16 protein-coding genes are annotated in these 17,498 nt (G+C 67.6%); 8 read left to right on the top strand and 8 right to left on the bottom strand.

Going from position 1 to position 17,498, the window contains the following annotated elements:
- Positions 1-69 precede the first annotated feature (69 nt).
- Entirely contained in the window at positions 70-2,472 is a 2,403-nt protein-coding gene (locus tag FW760_RS23050) for a TonB-dependent siderophore receptor (RefSeq protein WP_078479926.1), read from the top strand.
- Here FW760_RS23050 and FW760_RS23045 read toward each other — a convergent pair.
- From FW760_RS23045 to FW760_RS23035, 3 genes are all read right to left on the bottom strand, one after another.
- The gene (locus tag FW760_RS23045; RefSeq protein ID WP_446444017.1) at positions 2,450-2,974 is read right to left on the bottom strand and encodes a hypothetical protein; all 525 of its coding nucleotides are present in this window, start codon (positions 2,972-2,974) and stop codon (positions 2,450-2,452) included. The genes FW760_RS23050 and FW760_RS23045 overlap by 23 nt on opposite strands.
- A gap of 123 nt (positions 2,975-3,097) precedes the next feature.
- On the bottom strand, positions 3,098-3,625 hold the full coding sequence (locus FW760_RS23040) for a UPF0149 family protein (RefSeq protein ID WP_100633012.1): 528 nt from the start codon (positions 3,623-3,625) through the stop codon (positions 3,098-3,100).
- Between the two features lie 101 nt (positions 3,626-3,726).
- Positions 3,727-4,446, bottom strand: a complete 720-nt coding sequence (locus tag FW760_RS23035) for an SDR family oxidoreductase (protein ID WP_043864432.1) — start codon at positions 4,444-4,446, stop codon at positions 3,727-3,729.
- A gap of 217 nt (positions 4,447-4,663) precedes the next feature.
- Here FW760_RS23035 and FW760_RS23030 point away from each other — a divergent pair, with 217 nt between their 5' ends.
- The 7 genes from FW760_RS23030 to FW760_RS23000 all read left to right on the top strand — a co-directional run bounded on the left by FW760_RS23030 (position 4,664) and on the right by FW760_RS23000 (position 12,147).
- Positions 4,664-5,353: a CPBP family intramembrane glutamic endopeptidase gene (locus tag FW760_RS23030; protein ID WP_446444016.1), complete on the top strand. Its 690-nt coding sequence runs from the start codon at positions 4,664-4,666 to the stop codon at positions 5,351-5,353.
- A 62-nt stretch (positions 5,354-5,415) separates the two neighbouring features.
- Positions 5,416-6,627 carry a YeeE/YedE family protein gene (locus FW760_RS23025; protein ID WP_054916313.1) on the top strand — a complete coding sequence of 404 codons (1,212 nt, stop codon included), beginning with the start codon at positions 5,416-5,418 and terminating at the stop codon, positions 6,625-6,627.
- Between the two features lie 262 nt (positions 6,628-6,889).
- Complete coding sequence (locus FW760_RS23020) at positions 6,890-8,113, top strand: SfnB family sulfur acquisition oxidoreductase (RefSeq protein WP_043864434.1); 1,224 nt, start codon at positions 6,890-6,892, stop codon at positions 8,111-8,113.
- Between the two features lie 9 nt (positions 8,114-8,122).
- Positions 8,123-9,496: an LLM class flavin-dependent oxidoreductase gene (locus FW760_RS23015; RefSeq protein ID WP_446444015.1), complete on the top strand. Its 1,374-nt coding sequence runs from the start codon at positions 8,123-8,125 to the stop codon at positions 9,494-9,496.
- Entirely contained in the window at positions 9,493-10,158 is a 666-nt protein-coding gene (locus FW760_RS23010; protein WP_054916316.1) for a methionine ABC transporter permease, read from the top strand. Before FW760_RS23015 ends, FW760_RS23010 begins: the two co-directional genes overlap by 4 nt.
- 92 nt (positions 10,159-10,250) lie before the next feature.
- Entirely contained in the window at positions 10,251-11,021 is a 771-nt protein-coding gene (locus FW760_RS23005) for a MetQ/NlpA family ABC transporter substrate-binding protein (protein ID WP_043864437.1), read from the top strand.
- Between the two features lie 73 nt (positions 11,022-11,094).
- Positions 11,095-12,147, top strand: coding sequence for a methionine ABC transporter ATP-binding protein (locus FW760_RS23000; RefSeq protein ID WP_058541401.1), 1,053 nt, complete (start codon positions 11,095-11,097; stop codon positions 12,145-12,147).
- Between the two features lie 38 nt (positions 12,148-12,185).
- On the opposite strand, the gene ssuD (FW760_RS22995) is transcribed toward FW760_RS23000, so the two are convergent.
- From ssuD (FW760_RS22995) to msuE, 5 genes are all read right to left on the bottom strand, one after another.
- Positions 12,186-13,325: an FMNH2-dependent alkanesulfonate monooxygenase gene (gene ssuD, locus FW760_RS22995; protein WP_043864439.1), complete on the bottom strand. Its 1,140-nt coding sequence runs from the start codon at positions 13,323-13,325 to the stop codon at positions 12,186-12,188.
- A 99-nt stretch (positions 13,326-13,424) separates the two neighbouring features.
- Positions 13,425-14,525, bottom strand: a complete 1,101-nt coding sequence (locus tag FW760_RS22990) for a sigma-54 interaction domain-containing protein (RefSeq protein ID WP_043864440.1) — start codon at positions 14,523-14,525, stop codon at positions 13,425-13,427.
- Positions 14,526-14,534: 9 nt separating this feature from the next.
- Positions 14,535-15,725, bottom strand: coding sequence for an acyl-CoA dehydrogenase family protein (locus FW760_RS22985; RefSeq protein WP_043864441.1), 1,191 nt, complete (start codon positions 15,723-15,725; stop codon positions 14,535-14,537).
- Positions 15,722-16,867, bottom strand: a complete 1,146-nt coding sequence (gene ssuD, locus FW760_RS22980) for an FMNH2-dependent alkanesulfonate monooxygenase (protein ID WP_043864442.1) — start codon at positions 16,865-16,867, stop codon at positions 15,722-15,724. The genes FW760_RS22985 and ssuD (FW760_RS22980) overlap by 4 nt, the downstream gene beginning before the upstream one ends.
- Positions 16,864-17,442 (bottom strand): FMN reductase, encoded by a 579-nt coding sequence (gene msuE, locus FW760_RS22975; RefSeq protein ID WP_446444014.1) that lies wholly within the window; start codon positions 17,440-17,442, stop codon positions 16,864-16,866. Before msuE ends, ssuD (FW760_RS22980) begins: the two co-directional genes overlap by 4 nt.
- Positions 17,443-17,498: the final 56 nt, after the last annotated feature.

Genomic DNA, 17,498 nt, shown 5'->3' with positions numbered 1-17,498 from the left:
AAGGCTTTTTTCGGCTCGCTGGACATAGCAGGAAACGCCCATTCACTTCCTGCGAGGAAAGCCCTTCACATGCGTCCCCAACTCCTGAGCCCCGCGCGCCTGGCACTGGCTGTCGCGGTTGCCGTTTCTGCCTGCTCCCTCGACCTGAACCGCGCCTGGGCGGACCCAGCCATGCAGCGCTATGCGTTGCCGGCGCAACCACTGGACCAGGCCCTGCGCCAGATCGCCCGGCAAAGCGCCAGCACCCTGGTGGTGGACCCGGCGCTGCTGCGCGGGCGCCAGAGCGCGGCGGTGAACGGGCAACTGAGCGCCGAGGCAGCGGTGCGCCAGGCAGTGGCGGGCAGCGGCCTGCAACTGCGCGTGACCGACAACGGCACCCTGACCCTGGAGAAGGCCGACAGCAGTGATGCGCTGCAACTGGGTGCCACCAGCATCACCGGCAGTACGCTGGGCGAGGTCACGGAAAACACTGGCTCCTACACCACCGCCAGCATGGCCACGGCCACCAAGTTCAAGGCCTCGGCCCGGGAAACCCCGCAGTCGGTGACCGTGGTCACCCGCCAGCGCATGGACGACCAGAACATGCAGACCCTGGACGACATCGCCAGCTACACGCCGGGGCTGACTCTGCGCAAGACCGGCGGCGAGCGCCCGCAGTTCTACTCGCGCGGTGCGGCCATCGACAACATCATGGTCGACGGCCTGCCCATCGCCTACGACAGCGACACCCTGGGCACCGCGACCCTGGCGATGTTCGACCGGGTGGAGGTGGTACGCGGGGCTTCCGGCCTGATGGTGGGCTCGGGCAACCCGTCGGGTACCCTCAACCTGGTGCGCAAGCGCCCCACGCTGGCGCCGCAGATCACCCTCACGGCGGCAGCCGGCAGCTGGGACAACTACCGTACCGAAATCGACGCCAGCAGCAGCCTCAATGATGCCGGTACCGTACGCGGGCGAGTGGTGGGCAGCTACCAGGACAAGAACAGCTTTACCGATGCCTACAGCAACCAGCGCCAGTTGCTGTACGGGATCACCGAATTCGACCTGTCGGACGCCACCACGCTGACCCTGGGCGGCTACTACAACCGCGAGGACAACCCCGGCGCGGACTGGAACGGCAGCCCGACCCATGCCGATGGCAGCTTCCTCGACATTTCCCGCTCGTCGCGCTTCAGCCCCGACTGGACCTACTGGGACAAGACCAACAAGAGCGTGTTCGCCGAGGTGGAACATCGCCTGGACAACGACTGGCGCCTGCGCCTGAGCGCCAGCTGGCTGAAGGCCAACCTGGAGATGCTGGGCAGCAGCTACTACCGGCTCGACCCGACCGCCGACGAGCTGCAACTGAATGTGGGGCGCTACTCCTACGAACATACGCAGAAGAGTATCGATGGTTATGCCAGCGGGCCGTTCAGCCTGTTCGGGCGTACCCATGAACTGGTGGTGGGGGCGAGCTACCGCCGCGACGATACCGACGACGGCCCTGGCGGCGGCCCGGATGCGAGCTTCAACTATGTCGTGGACCCCAACAACTTCCACTACAAGGACGTGCCCCGGCCGGCCATCGACTACAACTGGTCGCGCAAGGGCAAGGTGGATCAGTCCAGTGCCTACACCGCCGTGCGTTTCAACCTGCGCGATGACCTGAAGCTGATCCTCGGCTCGCGCCTGGACTGGTATGAGTACCAGCAGCACACCGAGGTCGGGGCCTACGCCTTCGGCGCCGACTACAAGGCCACCCGCGAGGTCACCCCGTATGCGGGGCTGATCTATGACCTGAACGACACCTACTCGGTCTACACCAGCTGGACGCGCATCTTCAAGCCGCAGGAGTACCAGAACAGCAGCGGTGGCCTGCTGGCGCCGGTAACCGGCACCAACTACGAGGCCGGGCTCAAGGCCGAGTACTTCGGTGGTGCGTTGAACGCCAGTTTTGCGCTGTTCCAGCTCGACCAGGAGAACCTGGCCAAGTCGTTGCCGGCAGGTGATTGCCCGACCATGGATGCCTGCTACGAGGCGGCCGGCGAAATTCGTACCCGCGGCCTGGAACTGGAGCTGGGCGGCGAACTGGCGCCGGGTTGGCAGGCGTCGGCCGGCTATACCTATGCGGCGGCCGAGTATGTGAAGGCCACCGGCTCGGCGCAGAAGGGTGACCGCTTCGACAGTGATTCGCCGTACAACCTGTTCAAGCTGGCGACCAGCTACCAGTTGCCGGGCGACCTCGATCAATGGAGCGTGGGCGGGGCCTTTCGCACCCAGAGCCGCACCTATACCAGCTACAGCGTGAAGCAGGGCGGGTACAGCGTGGTCGACCTGATGGCCCAGTACCGCGTGACGCCGGCGGTGACGTTGCAGACCAACCTCAACAACGTGGCGGACAAGCGTTACTACCAGAGCATCAGCAACCCGGCCGGGGCCAACATCTTCGGCGAGCCGCGCAATGTGATGTTCACCGTGAAGTGGTCGTTGTGAAGTCGCTGAAGGCGCGGAACAGGCGGGTGCCCACGTAGCTGCGCAGGTGCGGGTGGCGGCTGCGGTGGTAGCAATCCCAGTAGCTGACCATGCGTGCGCGGGTCAGGCTGAAGTAGGCGGGGTTGTCGTTGAAGAAGCGGCCGTAGGCGCTGGCGTCCAGGGTCGGCAGGTTGGCCTCGCACAGCGCCAGCAGCTCGATCACGTATTCGCCGGTGAGCTGGAACACGAACGGGATGACCCACGTCTCTGGTGCCCGAATGATCTGCTGCAGGTAACGCTCGCGCACGTGGCCGTCGGGGTGGCGGGTGAGCAGGCAGGCGTGGATCAGTGACCGGGCTGTATCGGCAGCCGGCAGGTGAAGGCGGTAGGGCAGGGTCAGGGGTTCGCCGTCGAGGGTGACGGCGATGCCCTGGTCACCGTTGGGCAGGTCGAGGTGCCGGGCCAGGTCCTGGACTTCGCGGGCCAGGTGGTGGGGGAAGGCGGCGGTGAGGGTGGTGGGCATGCACTGCTCCGGATTGTTGGGGTATGTGCTGGCGTCATCGCGGGTCAAGCCCGCTCCCACAAGGAACTGCGCCGAACCTGTGGGAGCGGGCTCGACCCGCGATGGGCGGCGCCGCAGCCCGCTTCAGCGCTGCGTCGCCCAGTACCCCTGCAACGCCCGCGCCGCGGGCTCGATGGCGGCCACGCGCTGGCGATGCAGCACCACATCCAGGTCGGCAGGCAGTTCGAAGTTGTCCTGTGCGGCACAGGTCTCGATCACATCCAGTGCCACCTGCTGCGCCGCCGGCAAGGCCGGCCAGTTGGCCAGGCCTGCACCGCGCAGGTAGCCAAAGCACCACTCTTCGGCCAGCGTCAGCGGCTGGCCGTTGTGCTCGGTCTCTTCGAAGCGTGGCGAGAAACGCTCGGCCAGGTTGTTCGCGTGCAGGGTCACCAGCTCGACGAAGCGCTGGCAGTCTGCAGCGCTTTCCCATTCCGGCTGGCGACCACCGAAGATCCCCGGGAACCATTCGTCGATAGCCACAGGCGCCGGGCCGGACACCAGCGCGGTGAGGTAGCCGTCCAGTTCCGAGGCGTTGAGCACCGAATGGTCATCGCCATACTGCAGCAGGATGTCTTCGATGAACTCGAAGTCGGTGTCGTTGAGCGTCTGCATGAAAAAGGTCCTTCACATAACGGTGGGCGCAGCCAGGCTGCGCGTCAAAGGCGGGAAGGATGGCGCTTTCGCCGGTTTTTATCCAGCGTGCTGATCAGCGCTCAGAAGCGCTCGTCGAGCAGGGCCGGCAAGGTCAGCTCCTTGACGTAGCTGGCCGACGACAGGCTCAGCGCCATGCGCACCACCTGCACCACGTCGTGCACGGGGATCAGCTGGCCTTCGCCGCGTTGTTCGGCCACGTCGCGGGGCGTGCTGAGCGGGTCTTCGGTGTTGAGGTAACCCAGGTTCAGACAGGTCACGGCCAGGCGCTGCTCGCGGTAGCCTTCGCGCAGCGCATCGGCGATGCCACGCAGGGCAAACTTGGAGGCGCCGAAGGCCACCTCGGGGCGCCCGCTCTGGGGCAGGCCGGAGGTGGAACCGGTGAGGATGATGCGCGGGGTGGCGCTGCGCAACAGGGTGGGCAGCAGGCGCTTGATCAGCAGCAGGGTGGCGGTGATGTTGCAACTGACGATGGCCTGTACCTGCGCGTCGCTGTCGCCGAGAAAGTCGTAGGCCGGGTCGAAGGCCAGCTCTTCCCAGATGCCGAGGTTGTAGATCAGCGTGTCGAGGCCGTGCTCTGCCACAGCCTGGGCGATGGCGTGCGCGGCGCTGGCCGGCTCGGCCAGGTTGGCTTCGACCCAGTTCAACTGCACGCCGGCCTTGGCGGCGATGCCGTCGGGGCGCGTGCGCGACACGCCGACCAGCGTGTCGCCCGCCTCGCCGAGGCCTTCGATCAGGGCCTTGCCCAGCCCTTTGCTGGCACCGACTACCAGGGTTTTCATGGGGTGATTTCCTTGTCTGCACGGGGAGAGAGCGCGGATGCAAACAGAGGGCGAGGGGAATGGCAAATGGCCGGATGTATCCAGATGTGAATCTACTTGAGCACTTAGCCTGTAGCAGCCGGCTGCCGGCGATGGGCTGCGCAGCAGCCGCGAAACTCGCCATAATGCGCCCCCCACCAAGGAGAGCGCTGTGAACAACCCCGTACAAGGAGGTCCCGTGACCACCCCTTACATCGCCAGCACCGCCGGCAAGCGCATCGGCCTCGCGCTGCTGGGCCTGCTGCTGTACTTCACCGCGCAGTTCGCCGGCGCCTTTCTGTTCGGCAGTGGCCTGGACTTCACCCTGGCTTTGTTCGGCGCCCACCTGGTGGCGTGTGCAACCATCGGCGGGCTGTACCTGTTGCTGCGGCGCAACCCGCTGGCCGGGCATGCCTTCAGGGGGGCCAACTTCAGCTACAAGGCCCTCTGGCTCGGCCTGACCAGCGTGGTGGTGGTCTACCTGCTGGCCTACAACTACGCCGCCCTGGTCGACCAGCCCGCCGAGCCGTTCATGCTGCAGTTCATGACCCTGCTCGGTGCCGGTTCGCTGGCCGATCGCGTGCTGCTGACCAGCATGGTCATCGTGCTCGCCCCCCTCGGCGAAGAGCTGGCATTCCGGCATTTTCTGCTCAACCTGTTCCCGTTCCGCAAGCCGCTGTGGGCGGTGGTGGCGATCGTGGTCAGCGCCCTGGCGTTTGCCGCCATCCACCTGCAGTACACCTTCAGGTCGACCGTGGTGCTGTTGTTCATCCTCGCCCTGATGCTGGCCTATGCGCGGATCCGAACCGGCGGCCTGCTGGTGCCCATGGCGATGCATGCCTGCGCCTCGACCCTGGCACTGGCGATGTACCCGCTGTTCTATCCGTGAGCCCGCACGGCGGCCGGTGACGGTATACTCGCGGCCTGTTCCGTCTATATCCGAGTATCGTCATGGGTCTTTCTCTCTCTGCGGCGCCTGAGCGCCGTCTCGGCGCGCCACTGGTTGCGCTGTCATTGCTGGTGGTCGGCGCCGTCTTTCTGAATGCCAGCGTGGGCATCAAACAGGTGCTGCTGCTGATCGTCGGCGCCGCCCTGGGCCTCACGCTGTACCACGCCGCGTTCGGCTTCACGTCCGCCTGGCGGGTGTTCATCAATGAGCGCCGTGGCGCCGGCCTGCGCGCGCAGATGGTGATGCTGGCTATCGCCGTGCTGCTGTTCTTTCCGGCCCTGGGCGCCGGCACGCTGTTCGGCCAGCCGGTGACCGGGCTGGTGGCGCCGGCCGGGGTGTCGGTGGTGTTCGGTGCGTTCATCTTCGGCATCGGCATGCAGATGGGCGGCGGCTGTGCCTCGGGCACACTGTTCACCGTGGGCGGTGGCAACGCGCGCATGCTGGTGACGCTGCTGTTCTTCATCATCGGTTCGGTAACCGCAACCCACCACGCCGACTGGTGGTTCGCGCTGCCGTCGTTCCCGGCCACCTCCGTGGTGCAGACCTTTGGCGTGGCCCCCGCGCTGGTGCTTAACCTGGTGGTGTTCGGCCTGATCGCCTGGGGCACGGTGGTGCTGGAGAAGCGTCGCCACGGCGCCCTCGAGGCCCCGGCAGGCAGCCAGCATGAGGGCCTGCGTCGCTTCCTGCGTGGCCCGTGGCCGCTGGTGTGGGGCGCAATCGGCCTGGCGCTGCTGAACTACGCGACCCTGGCACTGGCGGGCCGGCCGTGGGGCATCACCTCGGCGTTCGCCCTGTGGGGCGCCAAGACCCTGAGCGGGCTGGGCGTGGACGTGGGCAGCTGGGCGTTCTGGCAGATGCCGGGCAACGCCAAGGCGCTGGCTGCACCGCTGTGGGAGGACGTGACCACGGTGATGGACATCGGCATCGTGCTGGGTGCGTTGCTGGCAGCAGGCCTGGCCGGGCGCTTCGCGCCGAGCCTGAGGATTCCGATGCGCTCGCTGCTGGCCGCGGTGATCGGCGGCCTGCTGCTGGGCTACGGCTCGCGGCTGGCGTATGGCTGCAACATCGGCGCGTACTTCAGCGGCATCGCCTCGGGCAGCGTGCATGGCTGGCTGTGGCTGGTGGCGGCGTATGCCGGCAACGTGGTGGGGGTGCGGATTCGCCCGCTGTTCTTTGTGGCTGAACGCAAAAGCGTGGCAGCCAGCGGCGGCTGAGGCTGGCGGTACTGCATGGGAACCGGCTCGCAGCAGCCGGTTTTTTCATGCCTGCCCGTTACTGCGAATAGGCGCGCGGTGTACGGGGAGCAACTGACCGCTGTCGTACTGTTGCACTGCGAACAGTTGGCCAACACTTTGTTGCCGTGCATCCAGCCATGTCGCTTTATGTTGTACGTAACTCATTGATTTATAGGTGAAATTCAAGTGGCATGGGTTGTGCTATCTCACGGGTGACTCTGTGTACTCATCGAGATAGACCATGACTGCCACCCCTGTATCTGCCCACTACGACATCCGCCAGCCGGATGCCCACGTCATCCGTGACGATGCCGAAGCCATCGCCATTGCCCATCGGGTTGCCGCGCTGCTGCGCGAAGGCGCGTCCGAGCGCGACCGCAGCCGCCAGGTCCCGGCCGACGTGGTGGATGCGTTCTCCAACAGCGGCCTGTGGGGCATCACCGTACCGAAACAGTACGGGGGGGCGCAGGTGTCCTTCGCCACCCTGGCGGAGGTGATCGCGATCATCTCCGCCGCCGACCCTTCGCTGGGGCAGATACCGCAGAACCACTACTGCCTGCTCGAAGACATCCGCCTGCAGGGCAGCGAAGAGCAGAAGCGCTTCTTCTTCGACCTGGTGCTGGCCGGGCACCGCTTTGCCAATGCGCTGTCGGAAACCGGCGGCAAGAACGTCAAGGAGATCCAGACCCGCATCGTGCCCCATGCCGATGGCTACCGCATCGACGGGCGCAAGGGCTACTGCACCGGCTCGTTGTACGCGCACTGGCTGGGGGTGCTGGCGCTGGACGCGCAGGACCGCTCGCAACTGGCCTTCGTGCGCCGCGATACCCCGGGCCTGGTGATCGTCGATGACTGGGACAACATCGGCCAGCGCACCACCTCCAGCGGCACGGTGCTGGCGCAGGAACTGATCGTACCGGCCTTCAACCTGTTTCCCACCTACCGCTCGTACGAAACCCCGACCCTGGCCGGCCCCTTCGCGCAACTGACCACCGCCGCCATCGACGCCGGCATCGGCCGTGCGGCGCTGGACGACGCCATCACCTTCATCCGCGAGCAGGCCCGCCCGTGGATCGATGCGGGCGTGGAGCAGGCCAGCCAGGACCCGCTGACCATCGTGCAGATCGGCGCGCTGGAGATTCGCCAGGAAGCCGCCGAGGCCCTGCTGGAGCGCGCCGGCAAGGTGCTCGACCGGGCCAGCCTGGCCCCCGACGAGGACTCGGTGGCCCAGGCCTCGGTGGCCGTGGCCAAGGCCAAGGTGCTGACCACCGAAGCGGCGATCGAGGCCAGCAACCGCCTGTTCGAGCTGGGCGGCACGCGCTCCACCCAGGTGCGCCACAACCTCGACCGGCACTGGCGCAACGCCCGCGTGCACACCCTGCACGACCCGGTGCGCTGGAAGTACCACCTTGTGGGCAACTGGGCCTTGAACGGGGCCAAGCCACAGCGTCACGACTGGAACTAGGCCGCCACCATGCCCAAGCAGATACGCCTCAATGCCTTTGCCATGAACACCGTCGGCCACCTGTCGCCGGGCTTGTGGCGCCATCCGCGTGACCAGGCCACGCGCTACACCGACATCCACTACTGGACCGAGCTGGCCAGGACCCTGGAGCGCGGCAAGATCGACGGGTTGTTCATCGCCGATGTGCTGGGCGCCTACGACGTGTACGGCGGCAACGCCGACGAGGCGCTGCGTACGGCTGCGCAGGTGCCGGTCAACGACCCGCTGCAGCTGGTGCCGGCCATGGCCGCCGTCACCGAGCACCTGGGGTTTGGCGTGACCGCCTCGGTGTCGTTCGAGCACCCGTACCCGTTTGCCCGGCGCATGTCCACGCTCGACCACCTGACCCGTGGCCGCGCCGGCTGGAACATCGTCACCTCGTACCTGTCCAGCGGGGCGCGCAACCTGGGCCAGCGCGAACAGCTGTCGCATGACCAGCGCTACGCCCTGGCCGAGGAGTACCTGCAGGTCTGCTACAAGCTGTGGGAGGCCAGCTGGGAAGACGACGCCGTGCGCGCCGACCGCGCCAGCGGGGTGTATGCCGACCCGGCCAAGGTGCACGGCATCGGCCACCAGGGCGAGTTCTTCCAGGTGCCGGGCTTTCACCTGTGCGAGCCCTCGCCCCAGCGCACCCCGGTGCTGTACCAGGCCGGTGCCTCGACGCGCGGCAGGGCGTTTGCGGCGGCCAACGCCGAGTGCGTGTTCGTTGCTGCGCCGAGCAAGACGGTGCTCAAGAACCAGGTGGCGCAGGTGCGCGCTGCGGCGGTGGCGGCCGGCCGCGCACCGGGCGATATCCTGGTGCTGGAGCAGCTTACGGTGATTGTCGCCCCCACCGATGAACAGGCCCTGGCGCGCCTGCGCGAGTACCGCGAGTACGCCAGCGCCAGCGGTGCGCTGACGCTGATGTCGGGCTGGACCGGCATCGACTTCGCCCAGTACCAGGGCGACCAGGTGCTGCGCGAAGTGCAGAGCGATGCGATCCAGTCGGCGGTGGAAGCCTTCACCCGTGCCGACCCCAGCCGCACCTGGACCACCGCCGAAATTGCCGACTATTGCGCCATCGGTGGCGACGGCCCGGTGCTGGTGGGCTCGGCGCAGACGGTGGCCGACCAGTTGCAGGAATGGGTGCAAGAGACCGACGTGGACGGCTTCAACCTGGCCAGCGTGGTGGCCCCGGAAACCTTCGAGGCGGTGGTCGACCTGCTGGTGCCCGAGCTGCAGGCCCGTGGCCTGTTCAAGCGCGATTACGCCCAGGGCACGCTGCGCAACAAGCTGTTCGACGCAGGTGACCGGCTGGGCGCGCCGCACCCGGCCGCCGCGCTGCGCAGGGGCGCTGGGCAATGAGCGAGCTGCTGGCCCATGTCAACTGGCCCGAGGTGGGCCAGGCCTGCCTCGACACCTTGAGCATGCTCGGCGTAGCGCTGGGTTTCACGGTGCTGATGGGGCTGCCGCTGGGGGTGCTGCTGTACCTCACCGGCCAGCGCCAGTTGCTGGCCTCGCCGCTGGTGTACCGCGTGCTGTCGGTGGTGGTGAACGTGCTGCGTTCGATGCCGTTCATCATCCTGCTGATTGTGCTGATCCCGCTCACCCAGGTGGTGGCCGGTACTTCGCTGGGCGTGCCCGGCGCCATACCTCCGCTGGTGATCGGCTGTACGCCGTTCTTTGCGCGGCTGGTGGAAATCGCCCTGCGCGAGGTCGACCGCGGCCTGGTGGAGGCCACCCAGTCGATGGGTGGCAGCACCTGGCAGATCGTATGGCACACCGTGCTGCCCGAGGCGCGCACCGGCCTGATCGCGGCGGTGACGGTGACCGCCATCGTGCTGGTGGACTACACGGCGATGGCCGGTGTGGTCGGCGGCGGCGGCCTGGGCGACCTGGCGATCCGCTTTGGCTACCAGCGCTTTCAGACCGACGTGATGGTGGTGACCGTGCTGCTGCTGATCGTGCTGGTACAGGTGCTGCAGGTGAGTGGCGACCGCCTGGTGCGGCGCTTCACCCGGCGTTGAATTGTGTTTCCCGTCAGCGGCAGCCGGGTTTCGCTGCCGCCGGCCCACGTATCCCACGGCGGCCAATGTTCTACCTGTTCAGGAGCAAGCCCATGAAGAAGACCCTGGCCGTACTGGCCGCCGTGCTGTCGCTGTCGGCGCACGCCAACGAGAAACTGGTGGTGGGCGCCACCCCGGTGCCGCACGCCGAGATCCTCGAGTTCGTCAAACCGGCGCTGGCGGCCGAAGGCGTGGACCTGGACATCAAGGTGTTCAGCGATTTCATCCAGCCCAACCTGCAACTGGCCGAGAAGAACCTGGACGCCAACTACTACCAGTACCGGCCGTTCCTCGACGAATTCAACGCCACCCGCAAGACCGACCTGGTGCCGGTGGTGGGCGTGCACATCGAGCCTTTCGGTGCGTACTCCACCCGCATCAGGAGCATCGCCGAGCTCAAGGACGGCGCCAGCGTCGCCATCCCCAACGACCCGGTCAACGCCGGGCGTGCCCTGGTGCTGCTGCACGAAGCCGGGCTGCTCACCCTCAAGGACCCGAGCAACACCCTGGCGACCCAGCGCGACATCGCGGCCAACCCAAGGCACCTGAAGATTCGCGAACTCGAAGGCGCGCTGCTGGCCCGTGCGGTGAACCAGGTGGACCTGGCGTTCGTCTTCGCCAACTACGCGCTGGAGGCGGGCATCGATACCAGCAGCGCGCTGATCGTGGAGAAGGGCAAGGACCTGTACGTGGAGTACCTGGTCGCACGCCCCGACAACATCGATGACCCGCGCATCCAGAAGCTGGCCAAGGCGCTGAACTCGCCACAGGTGCGTGACTTCATCCTGACCCGCTACAAGGGCCAGATAGTGCCCGGCTTCTGAGCCCCGGTGGCCCGCGCTGGCGACAGCGCGGGCCTTGGTCGAATCGCATCCTTCGCAGGGCAGGCCTTGATCCATGGTCAGTTTCAATCAACAGCCGCTGGCAGGCGCCGTGCATATCCGCCTGGTGGGGCTCGGCAAGCAGTACCCGGGGCGCGAGCGCACTGTGCATGCGCTGCGCGACATCAACCTGGAGATACGCCGGGGCGAGGTGTTCGGCATCATCGGGCGCAGCGGCGCGGGCAAGTCGTCGCTGCTGCGTTCGCTCAACCGCCTGGAGCAACCCAGCAACGGCCAGGTGCTGATCGACGGCGAGGACATCGCCGGCTACGACACCGCGCAACTGGCCCGCCAGCGCCAGCGCACCGGCATGATCTTCCAGCACTTCAACCTGATGTCGGTGAAAACCGTCGGCGAGAACATCGGCCTGCCGCTCAAGCTGGCCGGCATTGGCCGCGCCGAGCGCGAGCGGCGGGTGAGCGAGATGCTGCAACTGGTGGGCCTGGAGGACAAGCGCGATGCCTTCCCCGCACAGCTGTCCGGTGGCCAGAAGCAGCGCGTCGGCATCGCCCGGGCGCTGGTGCTGCAGCCCGACCTGCTGCTGTGCGACGAGGCGACCTCGGCGCTGGACCCGCAAAGCACCCAGTCGATTCTGGCGCTGCTACGCGATATCAACCGGCGCCTGAACCTGACCATCGTGCTGATTACCCACGAGATGGAAGTGATCCGCGAGCTGTGCGACCGCGTGGTGGTGCTGGAGGCGGGCGAGGTGGTGGAGCAGGGCGAGGTGTGGCGGGTGTTCGGCTGCCCGTGCCACGAGGTGACCCGCACCCTGCTGCGCACCCTGCACCCTGGCGGCGCCCATGACCTGGCCCCAGCCAGCGCCGGCGACTGGCTGCTCGACCTGCATTACACCGGGGCCCGTGGCCAGGCGCCGGAGCTGAGCGCGATCAGCGCGGCACTGGGTTACCCGACCCACCTGGTGCAGGCCAATATCGAGCGTATCCAGGGGCGTATCCTTGGCCGTCTGCGCGTGCGCGTGGAGGCCCCTGAACAGGTGTGTGCGCAGGTGCTGCAGCAGGCCCGTACAGTGGCCGACAGCGTCGAGCGGGTGGCCGCACGGGCCTGAGCCGGCCGGCCTGCACCGGGTAGCCCGGGCCCTGCCCGTTACTGGCTGGCGGCGGGCCTGGCCTGGCCGGCACGCACGTCGAAGGCGCCCCCGGTGAAGGCGCCATCCACCGTCACCTTGCTTTTGCCGGGCAGCAGCGGGAACACCAGTTCGGCGAAGCGGTAGGCTTCCTCCAGGTGCGGGTAGCCCGACAGCACGAAGCGGTCCACGCCCAGGGCGACGTACTCCTGCAGCCGTGCCGCCACCGTGGCCGGGTCGCCGACCAGTGCGGTGCCGGCGCCGCCACGCACCAGGCCGACCCCGGCCCACAGGTTGGGCGAGACTTCCAGCCGGTCGCGGCGCCCGCCGTGCAGCGCGGCCATGCGCCGCTGGCCTTCGGAATCCATGCTGGCGTAGTTGGCCTGTGCGGCGGCGATGGTGGCCTCGTCCAGGTGGCTGATCAATTCCTCGGCCGCCGCCCAGGCCTGTTCACTGGTTTCACGCACGATCACATGCAGGCGCACGCCAAACTGCACCGTGCGCCCGTGGCGGGCGGCACGGGCGCGCACGTCGGCGATCTTTTCGGCCACCGCGGCGGGTGGCTCGCCCCAGGTCAGGTAGGCGTCCACATGCCTGGCCGCCAGCTCGTGCGCGGCGGCTGACGAGCCACCGAAGTACAGCGGCGGGTAGGGCGTCTGCACCGGCGCGAAGAAGTTCTGCGCGCCCTCCACCCGCAGGTGCTCGCCGTGAAAGTCGACCCGTTCGCCACTGAGCAGTTGACGCCACACGGTGAGGAATTCGTCGGCGGCGTCGTAGCGCTGGTCGTGCGCGAGAAACACGCCATCGGCGGCCAGCTCGGTGGCATCGCCGCCGGGCACCACGTTGAGCAGCAGGCGTCCGCCGCTGGCCTGGTCGAGGGTGGCGGCCTGGCGCGCCGACGCGGTGGGGTTGCCCAGCGAGGTGCGCAGGGCCACCAGCAGCTTGAGGCGGTGGGTCACCGGCACCAGGCTGGCGGCGGTGACCCAGGGGTCGAGGCAGCTGCTGCCGGTGGGGATGAGGATGCCGTCATAGCCGAGGTTCTCGGCGGCCACGGCAATCTGGCGCATGTAGGCGTTGGTGGCCGGGCGCCCGCTGGCGGAGTGGCCGAGGTAGCGGGTGTCGCCGGAGGTGGGCAGAAACCAGAAGATATCGAGGCTCATGGTGGGGTGCTCGTTGCAGGAAGAATGGGCCACCGCCCCGGCCGGGACGGCGTGCAACGCAAGGTGGGTGAAGTCGCTGCTTGCTTGGGCAAGTCTGGGTCAGATCGACAGGTTGATGACGCGTGTGGCGTTCGGCTCCGGTGGCGGCTGGCGCTTGTTCACCACCAGTTCGCCGATGCGGATCAGCAGGGCACGGGTGACGTTGCGGCTCAGGCCCAGCAGGCGCGCGGTGTGCACCTGGTTGTAGTGGCAGAAGCGGTAGGCACTGCGCAGCAGCGCCTCCTCGACCTTTTCATGCAGCGCGCCGTGCTCTTCTTCGAACAGCTTCTGAAACGCGCGCTGCAACAGGGCGTTGGCGGATGTGTCCGGGGCGGGTGTGCCCTCGGGTCGCTCGATGCGCAGGTTGGACAGGCGCAGGTCGTCCTGCTGGATCACGCCGTCATGGCAGATCAGCAGGGTGTGGTGGATGACGTTTTCCAGCTCGCGGATGTTGCCCGGCCAGTCGTAGCTGGCCAGCTTGTGCTCGGCCTCGCTGCTCAACTGCACATCGCCATAGCCCAGGCGGGCGCTGTAGCTGGCCATGAAGTGGCGGGTCAGCGGCAGGATATCGCCGGGGCGCTCGCGCAGCGGGTACAGCTGCAGGCTGACCACGTTGAGGCGGTAGAACAGGTCTTCGCGAAAGTGCCCGGCGTTGATCGCCTTTTCCAACTGCACGTTGGTGGCGGCCAGCACGCGCACGTTGATCGGGATGCTCTTGCGCGACCCCAGGCGCACCACTTCGCGCTCCTGCAGCACGCGCAGCAGCTTGACCTGGATGGCCATCGGCAGGTCGCCGATCTCGTCGAGAAACAGCGTGCCGCCGTCGGCTTCCTCGAACCAGCCGGCCTTGGACGCCAGGGCGCCGGTGAAGGCGCCCTTTTCGTGGCCGAACAGTTCGGCCTCGACCAGCGACTCGGAGAACGCCCCGCAGTTGACCGCCACGAACGGCCCGTGGTGGCGCCGGCTGAGGTTGTGGATATGTCGCGCCACCAGCTCCTTGCCCGTACCGGTTTCGCCAATGATCAGCACGCTGGCCTCACTCGGCGCGACCTGCTGCAGGTGGGCGAGCAGCGCCTGCGACCTCGGGTCTTCGAACACCTGTGCGGTGGCCCTGATCGAGGTGGCCAGGGTTGGCGATGGCGGGAGCGTCAACAGGTGCATGGGCAGCCCTCAGGAGTAGAAGGACGGGGCGGGCACCGTCCGGTTCAGGGCCCAGTCACCCAGCTCGTGGACCTTGTAGTCCACCGGGTCGTGCAGGGTCTGGGTGCGCAGGTTGCGCCAGTAGCGATCGAAGCGCAGCGAGGCATGCGTGGCGCGCGCGCCGGTCACTTCGAACAGGCGGTTGCACAGGTCCAGGCCGGTGCGGGTGGCCGCCACCTTGGCCGCGGCGATGGACAGCGCCAGCTGCCCGCGCTCGTCGCTGCTCAGCGTGGGGCCCTTGTGCCAGGCTTCGTCGAGTTGGTTGCAGGCGCGTTCGGCCAGCAGCCGAACGCCTTCCAGGCCCACCCAGAAGTCGCCGTAGTGGCGCAGGATGTACGGGTCTTCGCTGACGTGCCGGGCGTTGGACTTGAACCACGGTCGCCCTTCCTTGAGCGTGTACTGGCGTGCCTCTTCCAGCGCACCTTCGGCGATGCCGAGGAAGATGTGCGCAAAGTGCAGTTGCGCGATCAGCGGGCGCAGGCAGGCGAACGGAGTGCTCAGCGGGCCGGGGTCGAGCAGCAGTTCGGATTCCTCGACGCGCACGCGCTCGAAGGTGGCGCTGCCGCTGTCGGTCTGGCGCTGGCCCATGTTGTTCCAGTCGCCATGCAGGGTGATGCCGGTACGTGCCGTGGGGATGGCGGCGATCAGCAACTTGCCGCCGGCGCTTTCATCCACCGCCGAGGCGATCAGCATTTCCGAGTCGCTGGCGCCGGAGCAGAAGCTCTTCTTGCCCGAGAATTCGCGCCAGCCGTCGTACTTCTTGACCACGGTGCGGGTGTCGAGCGGGTTCAGGGCGTTGCCCCAGAACCAGTTCTTGCGGGCGGTCTGCTCGAACCAGGGCTGCCACTGGTCGGGGCTGGAGAACAGGCGCACGGTGGCCAGCATCAGGTGCTGGAAGCCGAACACGTGGGCGATGGAGCTGTCGACCCGGGCGAACTCGCGCACGATGTTCAGGGTTTCGCCCCAGCTGGCGCCCATGCCGCCGAACTGCGTGGGAATGCTCAGGGCCAAGAGGCCGCTGTGGCGAATGGCGTCACGCTCGGCCTTGGGTGTGCCGCCGCGCTCGTCGCGTTCGGCGGCGGTCAGTGCGAACTCGGCGGCCAGCGCGCGCGCGGTCTGCAGCGGGCTGAGCAGGGTGGGTTCCGGTTGCTTGGCACTCATGCGGTCTGCGCCTTGGGCAGCACATCGTTGGCGATCATTTCGCCGAACGGCCCGGTCAGGTTGGTGACGCCGCGCCCGGCTAGGCTGGCGTAGGGTTCTGGCAGCAGCGGGAACACCAGCTCGGCGAAGCGGTAGGCTTCCTCCAGGTGGGGGTAGCCGGAGAAGATGAAGCTTTCGATGCCCAGGTCGGCGTATTCCTTGATGCGCGCGGCCACCTGTTGCGGGTCGCCCACCAGCGCGGTGCCGGCGCCGCCCCGTACCAGGCCCACACCGGCCCACAGGTTGGGGGCGATCTCCAGCTGGTCGCGGCGACCGCCGTGCAGGGCAGCCATGCGCCGTTGGCCCTCGGAGTCGAAGCGCGCGAAGGACTGTTGCGCCGCGGCGATGGTGTCGTCGCTGATGTGCGCGATCAGGCGGTCGGCGGCCTGCCAGGCCTCTTCGGCGGTTTCGCGCACGATCACGTGCAGGCGGATGCCGAACTTCACCGTGCGCCCGTGCCTGGCGGCGCGGGCGCGCACATCGGCGATCTTCTCGGCGACGGCGGCGGGCGGTTCGCCCCAGGTGAGGTACACGTCCAGCTGTTCGGCGGCCAGGTCATGGGCGGCGTCGGACGAGCCACCGAAGTACAGCGGCGGGTAGGGCTTTTGTACCGGTGGGTAGAGCGCCTTGGCGTTCTCGACCTTGAAGTGCTTGCCCTCGAAATCCACCGACTCGCCTTGCAGTACGCGGCGCCAGATACGCAGGAACTCGTCGGTGACCTCGTAGCGTTCGCTGTGGCTGAGGTGGATGCCGTCGCCGCGGTTCTCGTCGGGGTCGCCGCCGGTGACCACGTTGATCAGCAGGCGCCCGCCGGACAGGCGGTCGAGGGTGGCGGTCATGCGCGCCGACACGGTGGGCGAGATGATGCCGGGGCGTATCGCCACCAGGTAGCGCAGGCGTTCGGTCAGCGGCGCCAGGGCCGAGGCGACCACCCAGGAGTCCTCGCACGAGCGGCCGGTGGGGATCAGCACGCCGTGGTAGCCCAGGCCATCGGCGGCCTGGGCGATCTGCTTGAGGTAGTTGAGGGTGACCGGGCGCGCGCCGTCGCTGGTGCCGAGGAAATGACCGTCGCCGTGGGTGGGCAGGAACCAGAACACGTTCATCGTTCGGCCCCGCTGGCGAGCTTGCGCTGGCTGTGGGCGTGGGCGGCGAAGAACGGTGCGGCACGCTCGGCGGCCAGGCTGACACGGGCTTGCAGTACCGGGCTGCTGACCTGGTAGTTCTGCAGGTCGCCTTCGCTGCCATACACGCCGATGGGCAGGGTCAGCGCCTGGAAGAAGCTGAACAGCGGGCGCAGTTGGTGGTCGATCACCAGCGCATGCAGCGGGCTGCCACCGGTGGCGGCCAGCAGCACCGGGGTGTCGATCAGGCTGTCCTGGCCCACCAGGTCGAACAGGTGCTTGAGCAGGCCGGGGTAGGAGCCGCGGTAAACCGGCGAGGCAACGATCAGCAGGTCGGCATGCTCGATGGCCTGCAGCTGCTGTTCGACCGTGGCCGGCAGTTCGGCGCGCGACAGGGCGCCGCCTACCTGGCGGGCGATCTCGCTCAGCTCGATGAGCTGGGCGTCGATGTGCAGGTGCTTGCCCAGCTCGGCGACGATCGCCTCGGTCAGTGCCAGGGTGCGTGAGGGGCGATAGGCGCCGCCGGAAACGGCGACGACCTTGAGTGCTGCGGTCATGTGTGCGTCCTGTGGTGTGGCCCTGCGCTCAGAGCGTTACCCAGGCTTGAGCAAGA

It is taken from the genome of Pseudomonas sp. 1176_21 (genome assembly GCF_052850635.1).
This window is presented reverse-complemented; position numbering and strand designations above follow the sequence as displayed.

Bases quoted from the DNA above. Each gene is read 5' to 3' on its own strand.
- ssuD (WP_043864442.1), bottom strand. From the start codon at position 16,867: ATGAACGTGTTCTGGTTCCTGCCCACCCACGGCGACGGTCATTTCCTC.
- FW760_RS23040 (WP_100633012.1), bottom strand. From the start codon at position 3,625: ATGCAGACGCTCAACGACACCGACTTCGAGTTCATCGAAGACATCCTG.
- FW760_RS23010 (WP_054916316.1), top strand. From the start codon at position 9,493: ATGAGCGAGCTGCTGGCCCATGTCAACTGGCCCGAGGTGGGCCAGGCC.
- FW760_RS23000 (WP_058541401.1), top strand. From the start codon at position 11,095: ATGGTCAGTTTCAATCAACAGCCGCTGGCAGGCGCCGTGCATATCCGC.
- msuE (WP_446444014.1), bottom strand. From the start codon at position 17,442: ATGACCGCAGCACTCAAGGTCGTCGCCGTTTCCGGCGGCGCCTATCGC.
- ssuD (WP_043864439.1), bottom strand. From the start codon at position 13,325: ATGAGCCTCGATATCTTCTGGTTTCTGCCCACCTCCGGCGACACCCGC.
- FW760_RS23045 (WP_446444017.1), bottom strand. From the start codon at position 2,974: ATGCCCACCACCCTCACCGCCGCCTTCCCCCACCACCTGGCCCGCGAA.
- FW760_RS22990 (WP_043864440.1), bottom strand. From the start codon at position 14,525: ATGCACCTGTTGACGCTCCCGCCATCGCCAACCCTGGCCACCTCGATC.
- FW760_RS22985 (WP_043864441.1), bottom strand. From the start codon at position 15,725: ATGAGTGCCAAGCAACCGGAACCCACCCTGCTCAGCCCGCTGCAGACC.
- FW760_RS23025 (WP_054916313.1), top strand. From the start codon at position 5,416: ATGGGTCTTTCTCTCTCTGCGGCGCCTGAGCGCCGTCTCGGCGCGCCA.
- FW760_RS23015 (WP_446444015.1), top strand. From the start codon at position 8,123: ATGCCCAAGCAGATACGCCTCAATGCCTTTGCCATGAACACCGTCGGC.
- FW760_RS23035 (WP_043864432.1), bottom strand. From the start codon at position 4,446: ATGAAAACCCTGGTAGTCGGTGCCAGCAAAGGGCTGGGCAAGGCCCTG.
- FW760_RS23005 (WP_043864437.1), top strand. From the start codon at position 10,251: ATGAAGAAGACCCTGGCCGTACTGGCCGCCGTGCTGTCGCTGTCGGCG.
- FW760_RS23020 (WP_043864434.1), top strand. From the start codon at position 6,890: ATGACTGCCACCCCTGTATCTGCCCACTACGACATCCGCCAGCCGGAT.
- FW760_RS23050 (WP_078479926.1), top strand. From the start codon at position 70: ATGCGTCCCCAACTCCTGAGCCCCGCGCGCCTGGCACTGGCTGTCGCG.